We start from the raw sequence: 18,104 nt of genomic DNA, 5'->3' as shown, positions 1-18,104 counted from the left end.
TTCCGTAGTTTATCCAAGTGCCTTTTCGATTTCAACACCAATTTCTTTCGTACCGAGGACAGATGTGCCTTCTTCGGCAATATCTCTCGTGCGAAAACCCTTCTTTAGAACCGTTCGAATGGCATTTTCAATTGCCACCGCTTCTGTTTCTAATCCAAACGAGTATCGTAACATAAGGGCTCCCGATAGGATTTGTGCGATAGGGTTTGCAATCCCTTTCCCTGCAATGTCAGGAGCGGATCCGCCCGATGGTTCATAGAGCCCAAATCCTGATTCAGATAGGGAAGCCGAAGGTAACATTCCTATGGACCCTGTAATGATGGATGCTTCGTCCGATAGAATATCTCCGAACATATTTTCACAAAGCATCACATCAAATTGTTTTGGTTTTACAATGAGCTGCATAGCTGCATTGTCCACATAGAGATGTTCTAAGGTGCAATCAGAGTATTCCGCTTTATGGAGCGCTACAACCACTTCTCTCCACAACACAGATGTGGTGAGAACATTTGCTTTATCAATACTTGTTACTTTTTTATTTCGTTTTCTTGCAGCATCAAAAGCGGTGCGTGCAATTCGTTCGATCTCACGACGAGAATATCTCATAGTGTCGAAAGCAAATTCTTCGGGTCCACTTCCTTCTCTCCCTTTTGGTTTTCCAAAATAGATCCCGGAAGTTAATTCCCTAAGGATTAAGATATCGAGGCCATCACCGATGATGTCACCGCGGATGGGACTTGCTTTTTTTAGTTCTGGATAAATGATCGCAGGTCTTAGGTTTGCAAATAAATCAAAATGTTTACGTAAAGGGAGTAGGGCACCACGTTCCGGTTGTCTTTCAGGAGGAAGGGTTTCCCATTTTGGTCCACCAACAGATCCAAAAAAGATAGCACTGGATGATTCACATAGTTTTAGAGTTTCCTCAGGAAGTGGAAATCCTGTGGCATCGATGGCTGCCCCACCAACTAATGCATGTTCAAAGGTAAATTCAGAAGATTTGTTTCCTAATGCTTTTTTGACCACTGATAGGGCCACGTCCATTACTTCTGGTCCAATTCCGTCACCGGCAAGTACTGCTACTTTTTTCATTTCATATCCTTTAATACTGATTCTAAAATATCCAATCCTTCTGTCGCTTTTTCAATGCTCAAGATGAGAGGAGGTATAATTCTAATGACATTCCCAGCTGTACTATTCACAACAAGGCCACGTTTCAAACATTCTTCTACTACAGGTCTTGATTCGGAATACAATTCCACACCTATATGTAATCCACGTCCCCTGACTTGTTTGATTTTTCCAGTTGATTCCATCATCGTTTTCAAACGTGCAAACATTTGTTCTGAGATTGTGGAAACATGGTCGAGTAAGTTTCGTGATAAAATGATTTTGAATGTTTCGTAGGCGGCAACACAGGCCAAATGATTTCCACCAAATGTTGAGCCATGCATCCCTCGTTCTAAAACTCCTTCGTATTCTTTTGCTACGACAAGAGCACCAATGGGAAATCCGGAACCAAGAGCTTTGGCAAGAGTAAAAGCATCCGGATACATTCCGTAATGTTCAAAACAAAACATCTTTCCTGTTCTTCCCATTCCCGTTTGGATTTCATCAAAAACAAGTAGGGAACCTGTTTCTTCAGTGAGTTTACGAGCTAAATTCACAAACGATTGGCTGAGTGGAATGACTCCACCTTCTCCAATGATGAGTTCCATAATGATTCCGGCTATGGACTCGCCGTATTGGTCAAAGGCTTGGATGAGAGAGTCTTCGTTATTGGCTTCTACAAAGTAAACATCAGATGCCAATTCCCCAAATCCATTACGAACAGCTTCGTTTCCTGTCATGGTCATGGCAGAAAGAGTTCTGCCATGAAAACTAGAGTGGAGGGCAAGGATCACGGGTTTATCAATGTTTTTTTTCACCCCATGTCTACGCATGAGTTTAAAAGCGGCTTCGTTTGCCTCAGTTCCTGAGTTACACAAAAATACTTTTCCAGGAATACTATTTTCGATGATGACCTCGGCAAGTTTTGCTTGTTCTTCCGAGTAATAGAGGTTCGATGAATGGAGGATTTTGTCCATTTGGTTGCGCATGGCTTCAATTAAGTCTGCTTCCCCGTGGCCTAAATTGGAAACTGCGATCCCTGCAAGAAAATCAATATAACCTTTGTTATCTTGATCGAAAATCATCTCTCCAACGCCATACTCAAAAGCTACCGGATAACGGTTGTATGTGTTTAAGAGGAATTTATCAGAGAGTTTTTTGATTTCTTCGAATTTGGTTTTGGTATCGTTGCTCATTTTAGGCCTGCTAGTTGTAAAAATTCTGTTTCTGCTAAGGAAATTTCTTTCCCAAGAGACTCCCATAAACCGGAAATCTCGGATTGTTTTTTTGGTTTTTTTAAGGAAGCAAAGGAAGAGTAAACTTTTACCTTTGGTTCTGTTCCCGAAGGACGAATGGTGAGTTTGGCATTTCCTTCCAGTTCCACTTGGATGACATTGGATTTTGGCATTCCTTTGAACACAGAAGTTTTGGCTTTCCCATCAGCTTTTTGTGTTTCGTAATCAAGGACTCCCACAACCTTTCTTTCACCAATGGTTTTCCCAATTAAGTTTTCTGACCTAAGTGTCTCTATGGATTTTTTAATTTTGTCTTGGCCCGAACTTCCTTCCAAGGTCAAAGAATACAAACTTTCACGGTACAATCCATATTTTAAATAAATCGCATTGAGGTAGGAAAGGAGGTCTCCTTTTTCAGCAAGGATTTCTACAAAGAGTAAGGCGCTGGATAACGAATCTTTGTCTCGAACAAAGGGTACAGGTAAGTATCCATAAGATTCTTCACCACCAAACAAGAAGACATTATTTTTCTTTGATTCAATTTGTTTCATCTCTTCTGCGATATATTTGAACCCTGTAAGTACGTTTTTGATTTTGATTCCGTTTTTTTTCGCAATCGCTTCTTGTAAGTCAGTTGTCACAATGGTTTTTACCAAATGATAGACTTTGGTTTTAGATTTTTTTCGTTCGGAAAGGTAAGCTGCCATAATCGAACCAATTTGGTTTCCATTGAGATATTCGTATTCCCCATCAGGGCGTCGAACTCCCACTCCAAGTCTATCCGCATCTGGATCTGTGGCAATGAAGGTGGCTGCTTTTTTCTTTTTGGCATAAAACTCACATAAGGCGAGAGCTTCTTTTTCTTCTGGGTTTGGGTATTTTACGGTTGGAAATTCCCCATCCGGTTTTTTTTGTTCAGGAACAAGAAAAACCGATTTATATCCAAAGAAATTTAACATTTCTTTCATATAATCTCCACCAGTGCCATGTAACGGTGAGTATACGATTCCTAAATCATTTCTTGTTTTGGGTTTTACTGAAGAAAGGATCCCTGCTTGTTTTAAATCCTTTAAATAGGTTTTGAAAACTACCGGTCCTACCGGTTTTACGAATTTTTTATAATCTTTGTCTGTTTTTTTGACAAGAGGAATTGTCGACCAGTCACTGTTCCCACTAATCCTTCCAATGATAAGTGAGTCATCTGGAGGAACCAGTTGCCCTCCGTCTGCAAGGTAAGCTTTGAACCCATTGTATTCGGGTGGATTATGAGATGCCGTGATGACAATCCCACCACTTGCTTTGTAATAACGAATGGCATAAGAGAGAAGTGGGGTAGGAGTTACCTTAGGAAAAATATATACTTTAACACCTAGTTTGGCGGCAATGCCCGCAGAGAGTTCTGCAAATTCTTTAGAGAGCCTTCTTGAATCATAAGCGATGACGATGGAGGCATCTTTTTTAGTATCTCTTAAATAACTAATAAAACCAAGAGCAGCGCGACCTACTGTGTAGAGGTTCATCTTGCCGATTCCATTTCCAATTTTTCCCCGAATTCCCCCCGTTCCGAACGTGAGTGGACTTGCGTAGGCATCGACGAGTTCCGAACGGATCCCCGCCTTCCAATCTTCGAGAGCCTTTTTGGCTTCATTCTGGATTTCCGATGAAAAAGGTGATTTCGTCCAAGATAGGATATTGTCTTCTGGTTTCAACATAGCTTACATACTAATCTTTTGAAGCTAAGTAGTCTGGAAATCAATTTTGGAACCTAGAGAATTTTTCATTGAAGACCGATTGGAACGTTTCCGCCTAAAGGCATTTTGCAATTTAGGGGAAAGTGGACTTGGTTTTTTTCGTTTAGAAGAAGTGCTAGGGATGGCAAATGTTTCTTACTCGGAACTTCTGGACATTCCTATGAATGATGCACCGAACCAAGGTTCCGGGGAATTACGTAAGGCAATTGCCAATTTGTATCCCGGTGTTTCGCCAAAACAAGTCCTTGTCACTACGGGAACTGGTGAGGCCTTGTACTTGGCATTTCATCTCATGGTAAAACCCAAAACCAAGGTGGCTCTCATTTGGCCTGCCTTCCAAGCATTGTATGAAATTCCCAAAATGTTAGGAGCCCAAATCATTCAGGTGCCGCATGAAGTCGCATTCCTAACATCTACTTGGAAAGAAATTGATGCCGATCTTTATATCTTAAACCATCCTCACAATCCTACAGGAAAAACTTTTCCAGATTCCGAATGGGAGAGTCTTCTCGGTTGGTTTCGCGAAAAAAAGAAACAAGTTCTCTTTGATGAACACTACCGATTTTTACCAAGTGTCGGATTGATGGGAAAGACAGGAGTGGATCCAAACCATTCTTTTTATGGCACTGGTTCCTTTACTAAATGTTTTGGAGTCACAGGGCTTAGGGTAGGATGGCTGATTGCAGAGGAATCTTTTATAACAAGGGCCCGTTCTTTTAAAGATTACTTAACTCATACTGTTTCTCCCATTTCCGAAAAAATTGCCCTTGGACTTTTGGAAAATAAAGAATCGTTTTTACCTGGGATCCAAACGCGGGTGAGAAACAATATCGCAAAGTTTACTTCGCATTGGAAGGAACTTCCCCTTACCAAAGACTTTACTATACCGCAAGGGGGACTTGTGGGTTGGCTTATGTTAGAGCCGGGTATATCTTCCGAAGCATATGCCGATAGGCTTTTTGAAAAAACAGGTGTTTTTGTTTTGCCTGGATCTAATTTTGAAGAAGAAGGTTTCCTTCGCATTGGTTTTGGGGAAAGTGAAGAGAGGATGGCAGAAGGTCTTCTTCGGTGGAAAGAATGTACGGATCTCATTTAAAGTCTAGTTTACAATTGTTTCCTGGAATTGGAGAAAAAAAAGAGAAACAACTGTTTGGTGTGGGTGTATATGATTGGGAATCTCTAATCCAATACCAAAAACAAAAAAATGATCCTCTCCTTCCTTCTGTTACCATTTTAGAGGAACGCCTCGAAGTATTAGAAGAACAATTGTCCGAGGCAAATTTTAGTTTTTTTACGACTGAACTTCCGAGTCTCGAATACTGGAGGTTATGGCAAAATTTTCCCGAACGATTTTGTTTTTTAGACATTGAAACCACGGGAATTTCGGAATCCTCTGTCACTACAGTTGTGAGTCTCTACCAAGACAAACGGATGTTAACTTTTGAAAGAGGAAAAGGTTTAGAATTTCTTTTTGATTCTATTTCTCCTGAAGACATCCTTGTGACTTACAATGGGAAAAGGTTTGATGTTCCCTTTTTAGAAAGGGAATTTCGGTACCGAGTCAAAAATCCGCAACTGGATTTGATGAATCTTTTGCATTCGATTGGAATCAAAGGGGGACTTAAAAAATCGGAAGTGATCCTTGGTCTGGTTCGACCCGATGAAATAGCCGGAATGGATGGAAGACAAGCTCCACTCCTTTGGTTTGAATACCAAAGGACTAATAACAAAGAAGCTTTAGAAAAACTAATCGCTTACAACAGAGAAGATACTAAAAATTTAGAAATTGTTTTGGAAAAAACAATAAATCGCCTAACAGAAAACCGTTTGTTTTAGTGTGGCCCGTACATATACTCTCTGAGTATACTCATCTCTGCCTGTGTCCTAGTCAGTTTGGTTTTGACTGCATCTCCAATGGAGATAAGACCAATGATTTTATCCCCGTCAAGGACTGGCATATGGCGAAAACGTTTTGTGATCATATTGTTTAAAATATCATCTACGTCTTCTTCGGGCCCTGCCACAGTGAGTTGAGTGGTCATTACATCTTTGAGTTTGATTTTGTCTAGGTTGGCATGGTCTTTGGCAACCACTCGCATGAGATCACGTTCCGTAAAAATTCCCACCAGTTTTCCCTGGAAAGTAACAATGAGAGATCCTACTTTTGCACCCACCATCATCTGGGTGGCTTCCAATACATTTCTATCTTCTTCGATGGAAAGAACAGAGGACGCTTTGTCTTTTAGAATATCTTTTACGGACATGCCTCAAGGTTTATAGGAATTCTAACTAGATAGCAAGAAATTTTTGGAATGGTAAGGAAAGTGAAACGGGTTTTTGGAGCGTATCGGGATCGAACCGATGACCTTCTGAATGCAAATCAGATGCTCTCCCAGCTGAGCTAACGCCCCGTATCATAATGGGCCTGACAAGATTTGAACTTGTGACCCCTCGCTTATCAAGCGAGTGCTCTAACCAACTGAGCTACAGGCCCGGGATACGAACAGTATTTTTCGAGAGGGGTCTATGGGCAATCTTTTTTTAAGATTATTTTAAGAAAGAAAACTAGAAAAAATCAGAGTGAAATTTCTAAGATTAGGTCATCTAACAAGAGTAATGCCGATGGATTCCATTGGAATACTCCATCCTCTACTCTACAAAGTCCTTTTTTTTCCCAACCCTCAATGGTTTTTAAATATTTTGATTTGGATTTTGGATCCAAATAGGTATCAATAAAATCCAAATACCGAAAGGGAGAAAACAATCGAAATAATGTGAGACTAAGTTCTGTCGTAGGATCAATAGATTCATACTTGGTTGATGTTTCTTTTTTCTGATAGAGTCCGGCATTCCTGGGATTCCCATACCGATGTCCTGCAATCATCCCATGTGCTCCAGGGCCAATGCCTAAATAAGGTTCATAAGTCCAATACTTCAAATTGTGTAAAGACTCAAATCCTGGTTTTGCATAATTGGAGACTTCGTACCAAAGGTATCCTTGGTCTTTTAATATCTTTGGCAATTGGATTAGGATTTCGGATTGCAAGTTTTCTTCCGGTTCTGTTTTTTTGTGATCGGTTACATCGCGAGAATACTGGGTTCCCTTTTCTAAAGTTAAAGAATACAAACTCAAATGGGGAAGGCCTGCCTTTAGAAAAAGAGATAAGTCAGATAAAAATGATTCTTTCGTAACACCAGGAATTCCATACATCAAATCAATTCCCACACGTTTGATGGGAGATTTGGTAAGCACATCTACAAGAGAATGGTAACGGTCTGCATCATAATGACGGCCGAGGAATTCGAGTCCTTTTTTTTCTAAGGTCTGAACACCCACATTCACACGGTTGATCCCAATGGAGTTGTATTCGGCAAGGAGTTCAGAACTTAAATCTTCGGGATTGACTTCGATCGATATCTCTGGATTGTCCGAAAAAGAAAACTCGGATCTTAAAAAATCTAAAAGGTCTTTCCAGTGTTTTCCAGAAGCTTTGGAAGGAGTACCGCCACCAAAAAAAACAGTATCAATGGTGCGGTTTTTAATTTCTGGAAAATGGTTGGCCCTGTCTAAAATTTCCTTTTTGTAGGACTGGAAAAGCGACTTTTCATCGTTAGCTGGCGCAGCGCCAATTCCTTCAGAATAAAAATCACAATAATCGCATTTTTTAAAACAATAGGGGAAGTGGACATAGACTCCCAAATAAGAATTTCGGACTTGCCAGATGGACTGTTTCTCTAATATTTCCATGAGTATGAAATGGATGGTATCCGTTCTTATTTTTTTGGGTATCTCTACCTTTCCGATCCTTTCACAGACAGTTATAGGACCAAATCAAAACTTTGTTTGGGAGGGATTTTCTTTTGTATTTCCTGAAACTGTAGTGGTAAAATTGGAAACTACCGCAAACAAAAAACTGTCTGTTTATCCAGCCAAACGAGACGGTTTTTTTATGGTAGTGCGAACTCTTCCCTGGAACGAACCATTGATTGACAAATTTCTTTGGAAAGAATCGGTTTTTACTCGGGGAACCGAACCCAAAGAAATCCAGAAGACTGTAGGAAACCTAAACTTTCAAATTTTCCAAGCCGACCAAATACGTAACCAAAATGCCCTCCGTAACCAAGTGTGGATTGGCCTGGATACAAAACCTGGACTGTGGATTTGGATCCAATGGAAAACCGATCGCAAAGATCTCACAGAATTCTTTGAATCCAACCTGTTTCTTCCGCTTTAGGCTCCAATCTTTTGTTTTATGCTTGTCTCTACTTATTTCCCCGAAAGATTGGAAGTCAGTGGGGCCTATAGCTCAGTTGGTTAGAGCAGCAGACTCATAATCTGCGGGTCGAAGGTTCGAGCCCTTCTGGGCCCACAAAATAGGAAAGGTAACGATATTCTATGGAGTTTTATGAAGTAAAAATCTCAGATATCAGCCTGACCAATGTGGGTTTTGCTGTATTTTTACGACCAAAAGATTCGGACGACAAACGTGTGGTTCCTATCTTTATAGGTCCACTCGAAACCCACTCCATCACTACTGTCATCGATGGAACCAAACCACCAAGACCCATGACACATGATCTGATGTTGTATATGTTAACTTCACTTGGTGCCACGGTTCTTAAAATCACCATCGAAGAAATCATCGATAGCACCTTTTATGCCAAAATCCAACTGCGCAAAGACGAAGAAATCATTACTTTGGATGCAAGACCCTCTGATTCCATCGCCCTGGCTTTACGTGCCAATGCGCCAATTTATATCGCTAAATCAGTGTTAGATGAAACGGGGATTATCATGAAAGAAGATGAGATCCAAGGGGAGAGTATTTCTTCAGAGAAAAAAATCCAAGCATTGCCAAAATCAAATCTTCAAATTTTAGAAGAAACTTTGGAAAACGCTTTAAAAACTGAAGATTACGAAACCGCAGCAAAAATCCGAGACCAAATCAAAAAGCTTATCGAAAACAGTTAAGGAGAAGGGAGACCTTTACTTAACTATGTCACATAGAAAATCCGTACATTCGAATTTTTTAATTGTAATCCCATATCAATTTTCCTAAACTTAGAATCCAAAAATAGGGGTCTTTCCCCTTTATAGGGAAGTTGTATGGAAAAATTGGTTATGGATGTTGTCAATGCTGGAATCGCACTCTTTCGTTCCGGTGAAGAAAAGTTAAAAACTGCAGTTGTTGATTTAGAGAAAGTTTATAATGATCTTAAATCGAAAGGAGAATTGGACAAGTCAGCTGAGTCCCAAAAGATTCGTGACCTTTTAAGTAAAACGATAGCAGATGCACAAGGAGCTATCGGGAAAACAAATGCAAGTTATGATGAAGTGCTTGCTAAACTTCAGGCAAATTACCAATCAATTTACCAACAAATTGATACGGCAATCCCACCTCAAGTGAAAGAAAAGTTAAAACAAACGTTAGATGAACTAAAAGTTTTGATCGAAAAAGCAAAAACGAAATAGTTTTTTATTTTTGATTGTGAAATTTAAGAAGAGGCCACAGAGTTTTCTGTGGCTTTTTTTATTTGTGCTTAGAGATTAGTCTAGATGAGTACGTCCCCAAAACGAATCAAGTTCATACTTTTCCTGATTGTTTTTACTGACATGATGGGTTTTTCTCTCTTGTTTCCATTGTTCCCCAAAACCTTAGAATACTTCTTATCTAAAGGTGATGATACTTTGTTCAGAATGTTCTATTCCGCAGCAAACCTTTTGTCTTTTGGTGGAGATACAAAATACACCTTTGTCTTGTTCGGTGGAATTTTGGGAAGTATTTATAGTTTTTTACAGTTTATCGCGGCCCCTCTGTGGGGTAGGTTTTCTGACCATTCAGGCCGGCGAGCCATTTTACTTTTCACAACTATTGGGAATACCGTTGGATATTTGCTTTGGTTGTTTTCTTCACAGTTTTGGATGTTTGTCCTTAGCCGTGTCATCACGGGAATGATGGGGGGAAACCTATCTGTGGCATCGGCCGCAATGGCTGACCAAACCGATGAAAAATCAAGAGCCGCTGGAATGGGTTTATTAGGCGCAGGCATTGGACTTGGGTTTGTGATGGGTCCTCTCCTGGGGGGAATTAGTTCCCAGTGGACATTTCTAGATTCCTTTTATAAGGAAGGATCGATGGTTGTGTTTCCCGCTTCTGCTTTATTTGCAATTTTAGTTTCTCTTCTCACGGTCATTTTAGTTTTTGTATTTTTGCCACATAACAAACCCGATGTAGTGCCTGAAAAAGAAATCCATCCTTTCCTCTCTTTGAAAAAAATCGAATCCAGGAATTTAGTTCGTATTTCTTTACTTAATTTGTTATTTGTGCTTAGTTTTTCTGGATTTGAATTCGTTGTGAATTTTTTTCTTTCTGATACCTTCCAATTTTCTCCCAAAGAAATTGGATTTACTTTTTTATATATCGGAATCATCATCATACTCGTGCAAGGTGGTGTCGTGCGCAGGCTTTCTGGGAAAATATCGGAAAAACGAATTTCTCTTTATGGGGCCGTATCTGTAGTAATTGGAATGGGTTTACTTGTTAGTTTTGGAACCAATTTTACGGGATTATTTGTTTCCTTATTCTTTTTAGCATTTGGAAGTGCACTGGTCAATCCAGGATTATCTTCTTTTGCCTCACTAGAAAGTGGGAAGGGAGATTTAGGTAGGTCACTAGGACTCTTTCGAAGTTTTGGTTCCCTCGGAAGAGCCGTGTCTCCAGTCGTATTCTCATTGTTATACTTTCAAAAAGGACCTAGTCTGGCCTTCTTTGTATCCTTTGTCCTTCTTATTGGGTTTGGATTTTTACTGTTTATACAAAAAGAAAAAACAACCTCTTAAAGAAACGATTCCAATTTGGCACGAAGCATAGGAAACATTAGTTTCTCATCTAACTTCTCTCCTGTCAGGGAAGTGCGAAGGAGGAAACTATCTCGAATTTTGCCGTCAAAACTATTAGCAGTAAAACTAATGATATCGATTCCTAAGTGAAAAAGAGATTCTGTAATTTGAAATAAAATTCCGGGAGTGTCTTTCATTCGTAAATCCATAACGGTAAAATCAGAAGAGATTGGATTATAGAGTTTGAGACTTGCTTCAGAATCTCCGATTTTACGAACCAGGACTTCTTCTTTTGCATTTTCTCGTAAATACATGGCAACGGTTTTTCCCTCGTAAAACAGAGAATAAAGATCGGTTCTGATTTTTGACAAAAGTTCTTCCGTCATTTCGCCCCCGTCCCAACTGCGGATCACAAATAAATCTTGGACATGACCATCGCTTGCAGTTTCTGCCACTGCTTCTAAAATATCCCATCTATGGTTGTATAACACAGAGGTGACGCGGTAGAGAATTCCTAAATCATCCTGCGAAAGGGAAATTTTCAGTAAGGTTGTATCTTTTCTTGGGACACAAGAAACATGTAGGATGGGCTTTTTGATTTCTTGCATAGTCTGGGCCATAAAACTCTCCCTTTTAATCAGCATTCTGTTTGAAAAATGAACACATAGGCCTGGTAGAAACCAGCTCGGGTGCTAAAATTGCTGTTTCTAAGAGAGGTGCAAAATTGGTGCCAAGTTGTAGTTAAAAGGTAAATTTTGCACCAAACATTACAGACTGTACGTTTTGTGCGACAATAGCTTCCAAGGTAAGTTTCGTAATGAGGGCGTTTACTTCAATTCCGGCAATGAGAAAGTTTGTTGTGTTGGGTGCCTGGGACTTTCCGCTTAAATCCATAGTTAGAGTTCCCGATTTCATTTGCCCCAGAGCTGAGGAGGGGATTTGAGCGGCAATTTCTGGAGAGAGGGATGCAGAAACTGCATTAGAATCGAGAGCTAAATTGATGGGACCAGACCTTGATAAATTTAAATTGGAATTTCCGAAGTTCATAGAAGTTCCCGCTCCGGCAAAGAGTGTAAAGAAGTAGAACATTCGAAAACCAGTTCGAATGTCTAGTGGAACACTTGTTACTGTGCTTGAATAATTGAATTTAGTGGAGCCACCCCAAGTTCCAATCGCAGGACCAAGTGTTAAAGTTTGTGTTTTATTATCATTATAAGTTAAATCGATTACTTGTCTTTGGTAATGGAGTCCCAGTCCCATAGATATTCCCGAAAATTCGAATAATCCAATTCCATCGGAATAGTTTTCGATAATATGAAATCTTAATGTAAATCCACCTGAAGTGATGTCCCCACCGAGTTCCACATTTTTGTTTTGCGCCTCTAAAGCTTTCTGCACATCACCTTGTGCAAAATTAAATTTGAATCCATGTAGATATAAGTTAAAACGATGTAAAAAGGTTTTTAGTTCTGGTTCTGTATCGGATGGGCCTCCACCCATTAACCAACCAAGATTGATCGCCACAATAAAGTTAGGTGCTAATGCAGCTCCTACATTCGGAAGTTTTTGAAAACTAAGACTTTGGTAGGCAACGTTGATATCTTCTTTCTGTTGACCGGCAAGAGAGATACCAAGCCCCACTTGGAAACGATTTACAATACCTGGACCCATTAGTGATGAGTTAATATTTGATACAACAGCTGCTTCAGACATGGTTGCGAGAACTTTGTCTGTGTATTGGAATTGTAAGGCTTGGTCTACGCTATTTAGCTGAGTTTGAATGGTGGTTGGTAGAATTCCGCAGGCATCTCCAGTACAAGTCACTTTTGCATGGACGAGTCCATTAGGGACAAACACCAAACTGAATGTGAGGGAAAGGATACCAATACGTAATTTCATGTCACCCCTAGTATACCAAATATCGGAGATTGGTCTATGCTTTCTTAACAAATGGACAGGGATCTATTTCCTAGTTTACAAGTGAGAAATTCTATAGAACATGAAAACTATGGCACCGATCCAAGAAAAACGGAAATATGTACGAGTACAACCGCTAGAAAATGAACCAGTAGAAATCCATTTGATGGGAACCACCCTTTTGGATGTTTTGGTGGCAAGTGACATAAGTATGGGTGGTATCGGGATCATTGCACCAAACCATTTTGATGAATGGGATATGAATGAAACAGTGGAAATCCTTGTGGCACTTCCTGGAGATTTAGAAGATTTTCTGGCCCGTGGTGTGATCAGGCAAGTGGGGAAAAAATCAAAGGAATCTGGTGTATACGGGGTTCAATTTACGGAAATTGGCACTAAAGGAAAACAAGACTTACAGGTTTATGTGAACCGTATGGTGCGGCAAGGTCGAGAAGTAAAATAAAACAATCTGGTTTAAACTTGGAATTTCTTTGAGACCAATGGTATCACCTGCCAAATATTGGTTTTGATTTTCTCTATTATTTATTTCCAAACTCATCGTTAGAATTATTCTAATAATTGTATTTACATAAAGTTCCAAATGTTAGCATATATTAATGTTTGGAGGTTGTTGTATGGCAATGTTTCGACTATCAGGTGTTTCTAGGTTAGACCAACTCAAAATATATGCACCGATTTTTTTACAAGGCTTAGAAGATTCTCATAAACGAGAATTGATGATTACAGACCAAGCTTCCAAGGTTCTTTCCACGTTACGAAAACTTTGTGTACCCGATTTAAATCAAAGTTATTTTGCCTTCCAGTTAAATGTAGATTCAATTAAAGAAAATGAATTAAAAGTTTATGGAAAACCGATGGTTTCGCTCATCCAGAATTTATTAGATAACCATTTGGCCATGCCAATTTTTTATTTAACCAGAGTAGAGGAGGTGGAAACTGCAAATCTAATTCCATCTTTTCCATCAATGATTGGACCAATCCAAGTGGAATTGGCCATTGTATCATATTCTGGAGATAGGTTCGAAGAAAAGTATGCATTGGCCTTCAATGCAATTGCTGCAAGATCCTTTGTTAATCTCCAAAACTTTTTAGTAGATAATTATAAATGGGAAACATCCGATTTTTTTCTAATTCAGAAAGAAGTTTTAAACTTAAAACCGCAATCAATCATAAGTAAGTTATTGGAGGAATTTGAAACTCCCTTTGGAATTCAGTTAGAATTTAAAGAGGAATTAGTAGACTATTTGGAACAAGGGTTTCTTAATTCTGAAATTTATTATTTTATACCTTCTGTGGGTTGGATATATTATGATACAACAGAACCAATACAAAGAGAAGGAGAGTATTCTCCTTTTTTTGAACAAATGATTGTTCCCAAACTTTTAGAATTAGAGCCAAGTTTAAAAGAGCCATACGAATTAATGAAAACCAAAATTTCTGAAACAAAGTTTGATGAACTAAGAAGTAAAACTTACTTACCTCAGGTTGAATTTGCAGAAACAATTGATTCCGTTTTTACTAAAGAATCAACTCCCATTCTGGAGTTTGTTAAAATTTACCATTTACTTTGTTCGAAAGCCGAAAAATTGTCTGAAGAAAAGGCCGAAAGAGAAGCAAAACAACATTTTGATATTCTGTATACAATGATGAAAATGGGTGATAATTTCATCAGTAGATTTTTGTTAATTGGTCAAACTTTGTATTCAGGAAGAGACCGTGTCATTGAAGCCCTAAAAAACGCAGATGATGTTATGCATTGTGAGTATTATTTTAATTCAACATTCTATTGGGTTTTTCTTTCGAAAGATATTGGTTCTGTCAATATCGTATTGGATAAAATCATCGAACAATATTATGAAGGGGATCATACACTTTATATTTTTGAAGTGTTAATGGAAAAATATCCAGAAGTAAAAAAGAGTTTTTTATCAAATCAAAAGTTTAAAAATTTATATAAAGTGGCTAAAAATAAAGTTTATTGGAAACAAGTTTCTATTTTTCAGCGAATGTTTCGATTTTTTATCGGTGACGAATTTCCGGTCGATTGGGAAAAAAATATCCTGTCTAAGGTCAAATACACCCAAATGAAAGCTAAGTATCTACCTCGTGTCAATAAAACGAAACATACATGAATTCTGTTGGAACCTGGAATATTGGACTTGCCAAAAAAAACTTTTGTCTTCATTTGAGAGATAACCGTTAGGGGTGCTATTTCCTTTGCTCTATTTTAATATGGGCGGGGGTTGGCTGAGAAATACCCTTTTTGAACCTGATCCTGGTAATGCTTGCGAAGGGAAACGTGGAAGATAAAAAAAATCGAATAAGGTGTTTTTTCCTTAAAGATTTACTGTAAAGTGTTTCTCTTCGTTTTTGTTTTCTCAAGTCCTCCATTGGGTCAGATCCGGTTAAGGAAACCTGACTATGGAAACAAACACCAACCATCCCATCACCATTCCAGAAACAACCATTACACTTTCTAACAATACAAAGTTTCAGTCTTACCGAACCGAAGGTATGTTTTGTATTCACGAAAATGAATACGATTATAAAAAAGGAATCCCAAAACTCCGAGAACCCTGGATCCAATCAAGGGAAACAAGGGGAGATAAGAATTTTTCCCAACTGTATTATGCCAAAAGAGATATCATTACAGAAGAGATGATGTATGTGGCCAAAAGAGAAGGGATGGCACCGGAATTTGTTTTGAACGAGGTAAAAATTGGGAGAGCTATCATTCCATCAAACAAACGTCATACGGAACTCGAACCGATGATCATTGGTAAAAAGTTTTTGGTGAAAATTAACGCCAATATTGGAAACTCAGCAATCCTATCTTCCATCGAAGATGAAGTGGAAAAACTTCGTTGGGCCTTACATTGGGGAGCTGACACAGTGATGGATCTTTCGACTGGGAAAAATATTCATGAAACCAGAGAATGGATCATCAGAAATTCTCCAGTCCCAATTGGAACCGTTCCTCTTTACCAAACTTTAGAAAAGGTAAAAGGAAAGGTAGAAGATCTAAACATAGGTGTATTTTTAGAAACTTTGGAGGAACAGGCCGAACAAGGTGTGGATTATTTTACCATCCATGCCGGTGTGCTTCGGGATTATATCCATCTAACTAACAAAAGAATTACAGGGATAGTTTCTAGGGGAGGGTCTATCCTTGCTAAGTGGTGTAATCATCATAAAAAGGAAAATTTCCTTTATGAACATTTTGATGCGATCTCTAAGGTCATGCAAAAATACGGTGTTTCCTATTCTCTTGGAGATGGCCTAAGACCAGGTTGTATCAATGATGCCAACGACGAAGCTCAGTTTGCGGAACTCAAAACTTTGGGAGAACTGACCAAACGTGCTTGGGCAGATGATGTGCAAGTGATGGTAGAAGGTCCAGGTCATGTTCCAATGCATCTGATTCAGGAAAATGTGCGTCTCCAAGAAGAAATTTGTATGGAAGCCCCTTTTTATACACTCGGTCCACTTGTGACAGACATAGCACCAGGTTATGACCATATCACTTCAGCCATCGGAGCTGCGATGATTGCATGGTATGGAACGGCTATGCTTTGTTATGTGACACCCAAAGAACATTTGGGCCTTCCGAACAAACAGGATGTAAAGGACGGGGTGATTGCTTATAAAATTGCAGCCCATGCGGCCGATCTTGCCAAAGGACATCCCGGTGCCAAAGAAAGAGATGATTTGTTAAGCAAAGCTCGGTTTGAATTTCGATGGGAGGACCAATTTGCACTTTCCCTTGATCCGGAACTGGCACGATCTTATCATGATGAATCCCTTCCGCAAGATGGAATGAAAAAGGCACATTTCTGTTCTATGTGTGGCCCCCATTTTTGTTCGATGCGACTGACTACGGATTTACGGAAAGAAACGGCGGAAGAAGTGGGTGCAGTGGATTCGAAAAGTTAGCTTCGAGCATTTTTTGATTAGTTGGAACTAAGTTAACTGATGTACATAAAAAACCCGGGCATTCCGCACCGGGTTCAGTAAAAGGCTTTGCCAATTCTATTTTGAGAATTGGCTATTTTGGTTTCATTGAAAACTAAAGTCCCAAACTACGTCCAATGATTTCTTTCATAATCTCTGTGGTTCCTGCATAGATGGTTTGGATCCTTGCATCGAGGTAAGCTCTTGCAATTGGATATTCCATCATATAACCGTATCCACCAAAGAATTGTAAACATTCATCGGTATGGCGTTTTTGCATCTCAGTTGTATACCATTTACACATTGAAGCTTCCGCTGTTGTGTTTTCGCCTTTCATATGTTCCATCACAACTTTGTCACAGAACACTTGTGCCATTTCGAGTTCCGTTGCCATTTCCGCCATTTTGAATTTTGTATTTTGGAACGACCCAATCTTTTGACCAAAGGCTTTTCTTTCTTTGATGTATTGGAGTGTGATTTTTTGAACTAGGCGAGTTGCTTCCACAGCCGCAACGGAAAGTACAAGTCGTTCTTGTGCTAACTTTTGCATTAAGTAACGAAAACCTTGTCCTTGTTTGCCGATGAGGTTTGATTTTGGAACAATCACATCGTTGAAGTAAAGTTCAGAAGTATCTTGGGCTTTCAGTCCAATTTTTTCTAAATTACGTCCTCTTTCAAAACCTTTCATTCCTTCTTCAATCATCACAAGGGATATGGTTCCGTTGTCATGTTTGACCGCAGTAATGATAAGATCCGCAAGTTGTCCATTGGAGATAAATGTTTTTTGTCCATTTACCACAAAGTGGTCACCTTTATCGACGGCACTAGTGCGAAGTGATTTTAAATCAGATCCGGCACCGGGTTCCGTCATCGCCACTGCAAGGATGGATTCTCCCGTCGCACATTTCGGTAACCAACGTTTCTTTTGTTCATCACTGGCAAAAGCGGAGATATAAGGGGCAATCACGTCATTATGGAGAGAAATAAAAAATCCACTATTTCCAACCCGAGATGATTCTTCAATGATGATGATGTTATATAGAAAGTCGGCCCCAGAACCGCCGTATTCTTGTGGTACATCGGGACAGAGTAGGCCGTTTTCACCTGCCTTTCTCCATACTTCTTTTGGTACGATATGGTTTTTTTCCCATTCTTCGTGGTGTGGTTTTACTTCTGTTTCAAAAAATTTCCGAGCCATCTCGCGGAATTGATGGTGTTCTTCAGTAAAGGGGAGGATACGCTCCATATGATTTGTGACTCCTTGATATGGAAATGTTACAA

General features: G+C 39.4%; 17 protein-coding genes and 3 tRNA genes. 10 read left to right on the top strand and 10 right to left on the bottom strand.

Annotated elements, in window-relative coordinates; translation table 11 throughout:
• Positions 1-9 precede the first annotated feature (9 nt).
• Genes leuB through EHQ31_RS09710 form a run of 3 tightly spaced genes read right to left on the bottom strand, consistent with a single transcriptional unit; the run spans position 10 to position 4,054 of the window.
• Positions 10-1,089: a 3-isopropylmalate dehydrogenase gene (gene leuB / locus EHQ31_RS09720; protein WP_135574311.1), complete on the bottom strand. Its 1,080-nt coding sequence runs from the start codon at positions 1,087-1,089 to the stop codon at positions 10-12.
• Complete coding sequence (locus EHQ31_RS09715) at positions 1,086-2,303, bottom strand: aspartate aminotransferase family protein (RefSeq protein WP_135574309.1); 1,218 nt, start codon at positions 2,301-2,303, stop codon at positions 1,086-1,088. Before EHQ31_RS09715 ends, leuB begins: the two co-directional genes overlap by 4 nt.
• On the bottom strand, positions 2,300-4,054 hold the full coding sequence (locus tag EHQ31_RS09710) for a phospho-sugar mutase (RefSeq protein WP_135574307.1): 1,755 nt from the start codon (positions 4,052-4,054) through the stop codon (positions 2,300-2,302). The genes EHQ31_RS09715 and EHQ31_RS09710 overlap by 4 nt, the downstream gene beginning before the upstream one ends.
• A 46-nt stretch (positions 4,055-4,100) precedes the next feature.
• Here EHQ31_RS09710 and EHQ31_RS09705 point away from each other — a divergent pair, with 46 nt between their 5' ends.
• A complete protein-coding gene (locus EHQ31_RS09705) occupies positions 4,101-5,189 on the top strand; it encodes a pyridoxal phosphate-dependent aminotransferase (protein ID WP_135574305.1) in 1,089 nt (362 codons plus the stop codon).
• On the top strand, positions 5,171-5,929 hold the full coding sequence (locus tag EHQ31_RS09700) for a ribonuclease H-like domain-containing protein (protein ID WP_135574303.1): 759 nt from the start codon (positions 5,171-5,173) through the stop codon (positions 5,927-5,929). Before EHQ31_RS09705 ends, EHQ31_RS09700 begins: the two co-directional genes overlap by 19 nt.
• Here the strand turns inward: EHQ31_RS09700 and EHQ31_RS09695 are convergent.
• The 4 genes from EHQ31_RS09695 to hemW form a co-directional block, all read right to left on the bottom strand.
• Positions 5,926-6,357, bottom strand: a complete 432-nt coding sequence (locus EHQ31_RS09695; RefSeq protein WP_100744638.1) for a CBS domain-containing protein — start codon at positions 6,355-6,357, stop codon at positions 5,926-5,928. The genes EHQ31_RS09700 and EHQ31_RS09695 overlap by 4 nt on opposite strands.
• 74 nt (positions 6,358-6,431) lie before the next feature.
• Positions 6,432-6,504 (bottom strand) — tRNA-Ala (locus EHQ31_RS09690).
• A 9-nt stretch (positions 6,505-6,513) separates the two neighbouring features.
• Positions 6,514-6,587: transfer RNA gene (locus EHQ31_RS09685), tRNA-Ile, on the bottom strand.
• Between the two features lie 81 nt (positions 6,588-6,668).
• Entirely contained in the window at positions 6,669-7,841 is a 1,173-nt protein-coding gene (gene hemW / locus EHQ31_RS09680) for a radical SAM family heme chaperone HemW (RefSeq protein WP_135574300.1), read from the bottom strand.
• A 4-nt stretch (positions 7,842-7,845) separates the two neighbouring features.
• Between hemW and EHQ31_RS09675 the strand changes: the two genes are divergently transcribed.
• The 5 genes from EHQ31_RS09675 (at position 7,846) to EHQ31_RS09655 (ending at position 10,934) form a co-directional block, all read left to right on the top strand.
• A complete protein-coding gene (locus tag EHQ31_RS09675; protein ID WP_208652763.1) occupies positions 7,846-8,328 on the top strand; it encodes a hypothetical protein in 483 nt (160 codons plus the stop codon).
• A 61-nt stretch (positions 8,329-8,389) separates the two neighbouring features.
• Positions 8,390-8,463 (top strand) — tRNA-Ile (locus tag EHQ31_RS09670).
• 26 nt (positions 8,464-8,489) lie between these two features.
• A complete protein-coding gene (locus tag EHQ31_RS09665; protein ID WP_135574298.1) occupies positions 8,490-9,065 on the top strand; it encodes a bifunctional nuclease family protein in 576 nt (191 codons plus the stop codon).
• A gap of 135 nt (positions 9,066-9,200) precedes the next feature.
• Positions 9,201-9,566, top strand: coding sequence for a phasin-related domain-containing protein (locus EHQ31_RS09660; RefSeq protein ID WP_135574296.1), 366 nt, complete (start codon positions 9,201-9,203; stop codon positions 9,564-9,566).
• 84 nt (positions 9,567-9,650) lie between these two features.
• On the top strand, positions 9,651-10,934 hold the full coding sequence (locus tag EHQ31_RS09655) for an MFS transporter (RefSeq protein ID WP_135574294.1): 1,284 nt from the start codon (positions 9,651-9,653) through the stop codon (positions 10,932-10,934).
• Here EHQ31_RS09655 and EHQ31_RS09650 read toward each other — a convergent pair.
• Together EHQ31_RS09650 and EHQ31_RS09645 are read right to left on the bottom strand one after the other, a co-directional pair.
• A complete protein-coding gene (locus tag EHQ31_RS09650; RefSeq protein ID WP_135574292.1) occupies positions 10,931-11,554 on the bottom strand; it encodes a hypothetical protein in 624 nt (207 codons plus the stop codon). The two genes, EHQ31_RS09655 and EHQ31_RS09650, sit on opposite strands and share 4 nt — an antisense overlap.
• A gap of 121 nt (positions 11,555-11,675) precedes the next feature.
• Complete coding sequence (locus EHQ31_RS09645) at positions 11,676-12,833, bottom strand: Lsa36 family surface (lipo)protein (RefSeq protein ID WP_135574290.1); 1,158 nt, start codon at positions 12,831-12,833, stop codon at positions 11,676-11,678.
• Between the two features lie 109 nt (positions 12,834-12,942).
• Between EHQ31_RS09645 and EHQ31_RS09640 the strand changes: the two genes are divergently transcribed.
• From EHQ31_RS09640 to thiC, 3 genes are all read left to right on the top strand, one after another.
• The gene (locus EHQ31_RS09640) at positions 12,943-13,314 is read left to right on the top strand and encodes a PilZ domain-containing protein (protein ID WP_135574288.1); all 372 of its coding nucleotides are present in this window, start codon (positions 12,943-12,945) and stop codon (positions 13,312-13,314) included.
• A 172-nt stretch (positions 13,315-13,486) separates the two neighbouring features.
• Positions 13,487-15,004 carry a hypothetical protein gene (locus EHQ31_RS09635; RefSeq protein ID WP_135574286.1) on the top strand — a complete coding sequence of 506 codons (1,518 nt, stop codon included), beginning with the start codon at positions 13,487-13,489 and terminating at the stop codon, positions 15,002-15,004.
• Between the two features lie 289 nt (positions 15,005-15,293).
• Positions 15,294-16,805, top strand: coding sequence for a phosphomethylpyrimidine synthase ThiC (gene thiC, locus EHQ31_RS09630; RefSeq protein ID WP_135574284.1), 1,512 nt, complete (start codon positions 15,294-15,296; stop codon positions 16,803-16,805).
• Between the two features lie 133 nt (positions 16,806-16,938).
• On the opposite strand, the gene EHQ31_RS09625 is transcribed toward thiC, so the two are convergent.
• Positions 16,939-18,069 (bottom strand): acyl-CoA dehydrogenase family protein, encoded by a 1,131-nt coding sequence (locus tag EHQ31_RS09625; protein ID WP_135574282.1) that lies wholly within the window; start codon positions 18,067-18,069, stop codon positions 16,939-16,941.
• Positions 18,070-18,104 lie beyond the last annotated feature (35 nt).

Origin of the sequence: Leptospira montravelensis (assembly GCF_004770045.1) — a bacterium.
Classification (GTDB): domain Bacteria; phylum Spirochaetota; class Leptospiria; order Leptospirales; family Leptospiraceae; genus Leptospira_A; species Leptospira_A montravelensis.
Note: the sequence above shows the minus strand (reverse complement) of the source record. Positions and strands in the feature narration are given on the sequence as shown.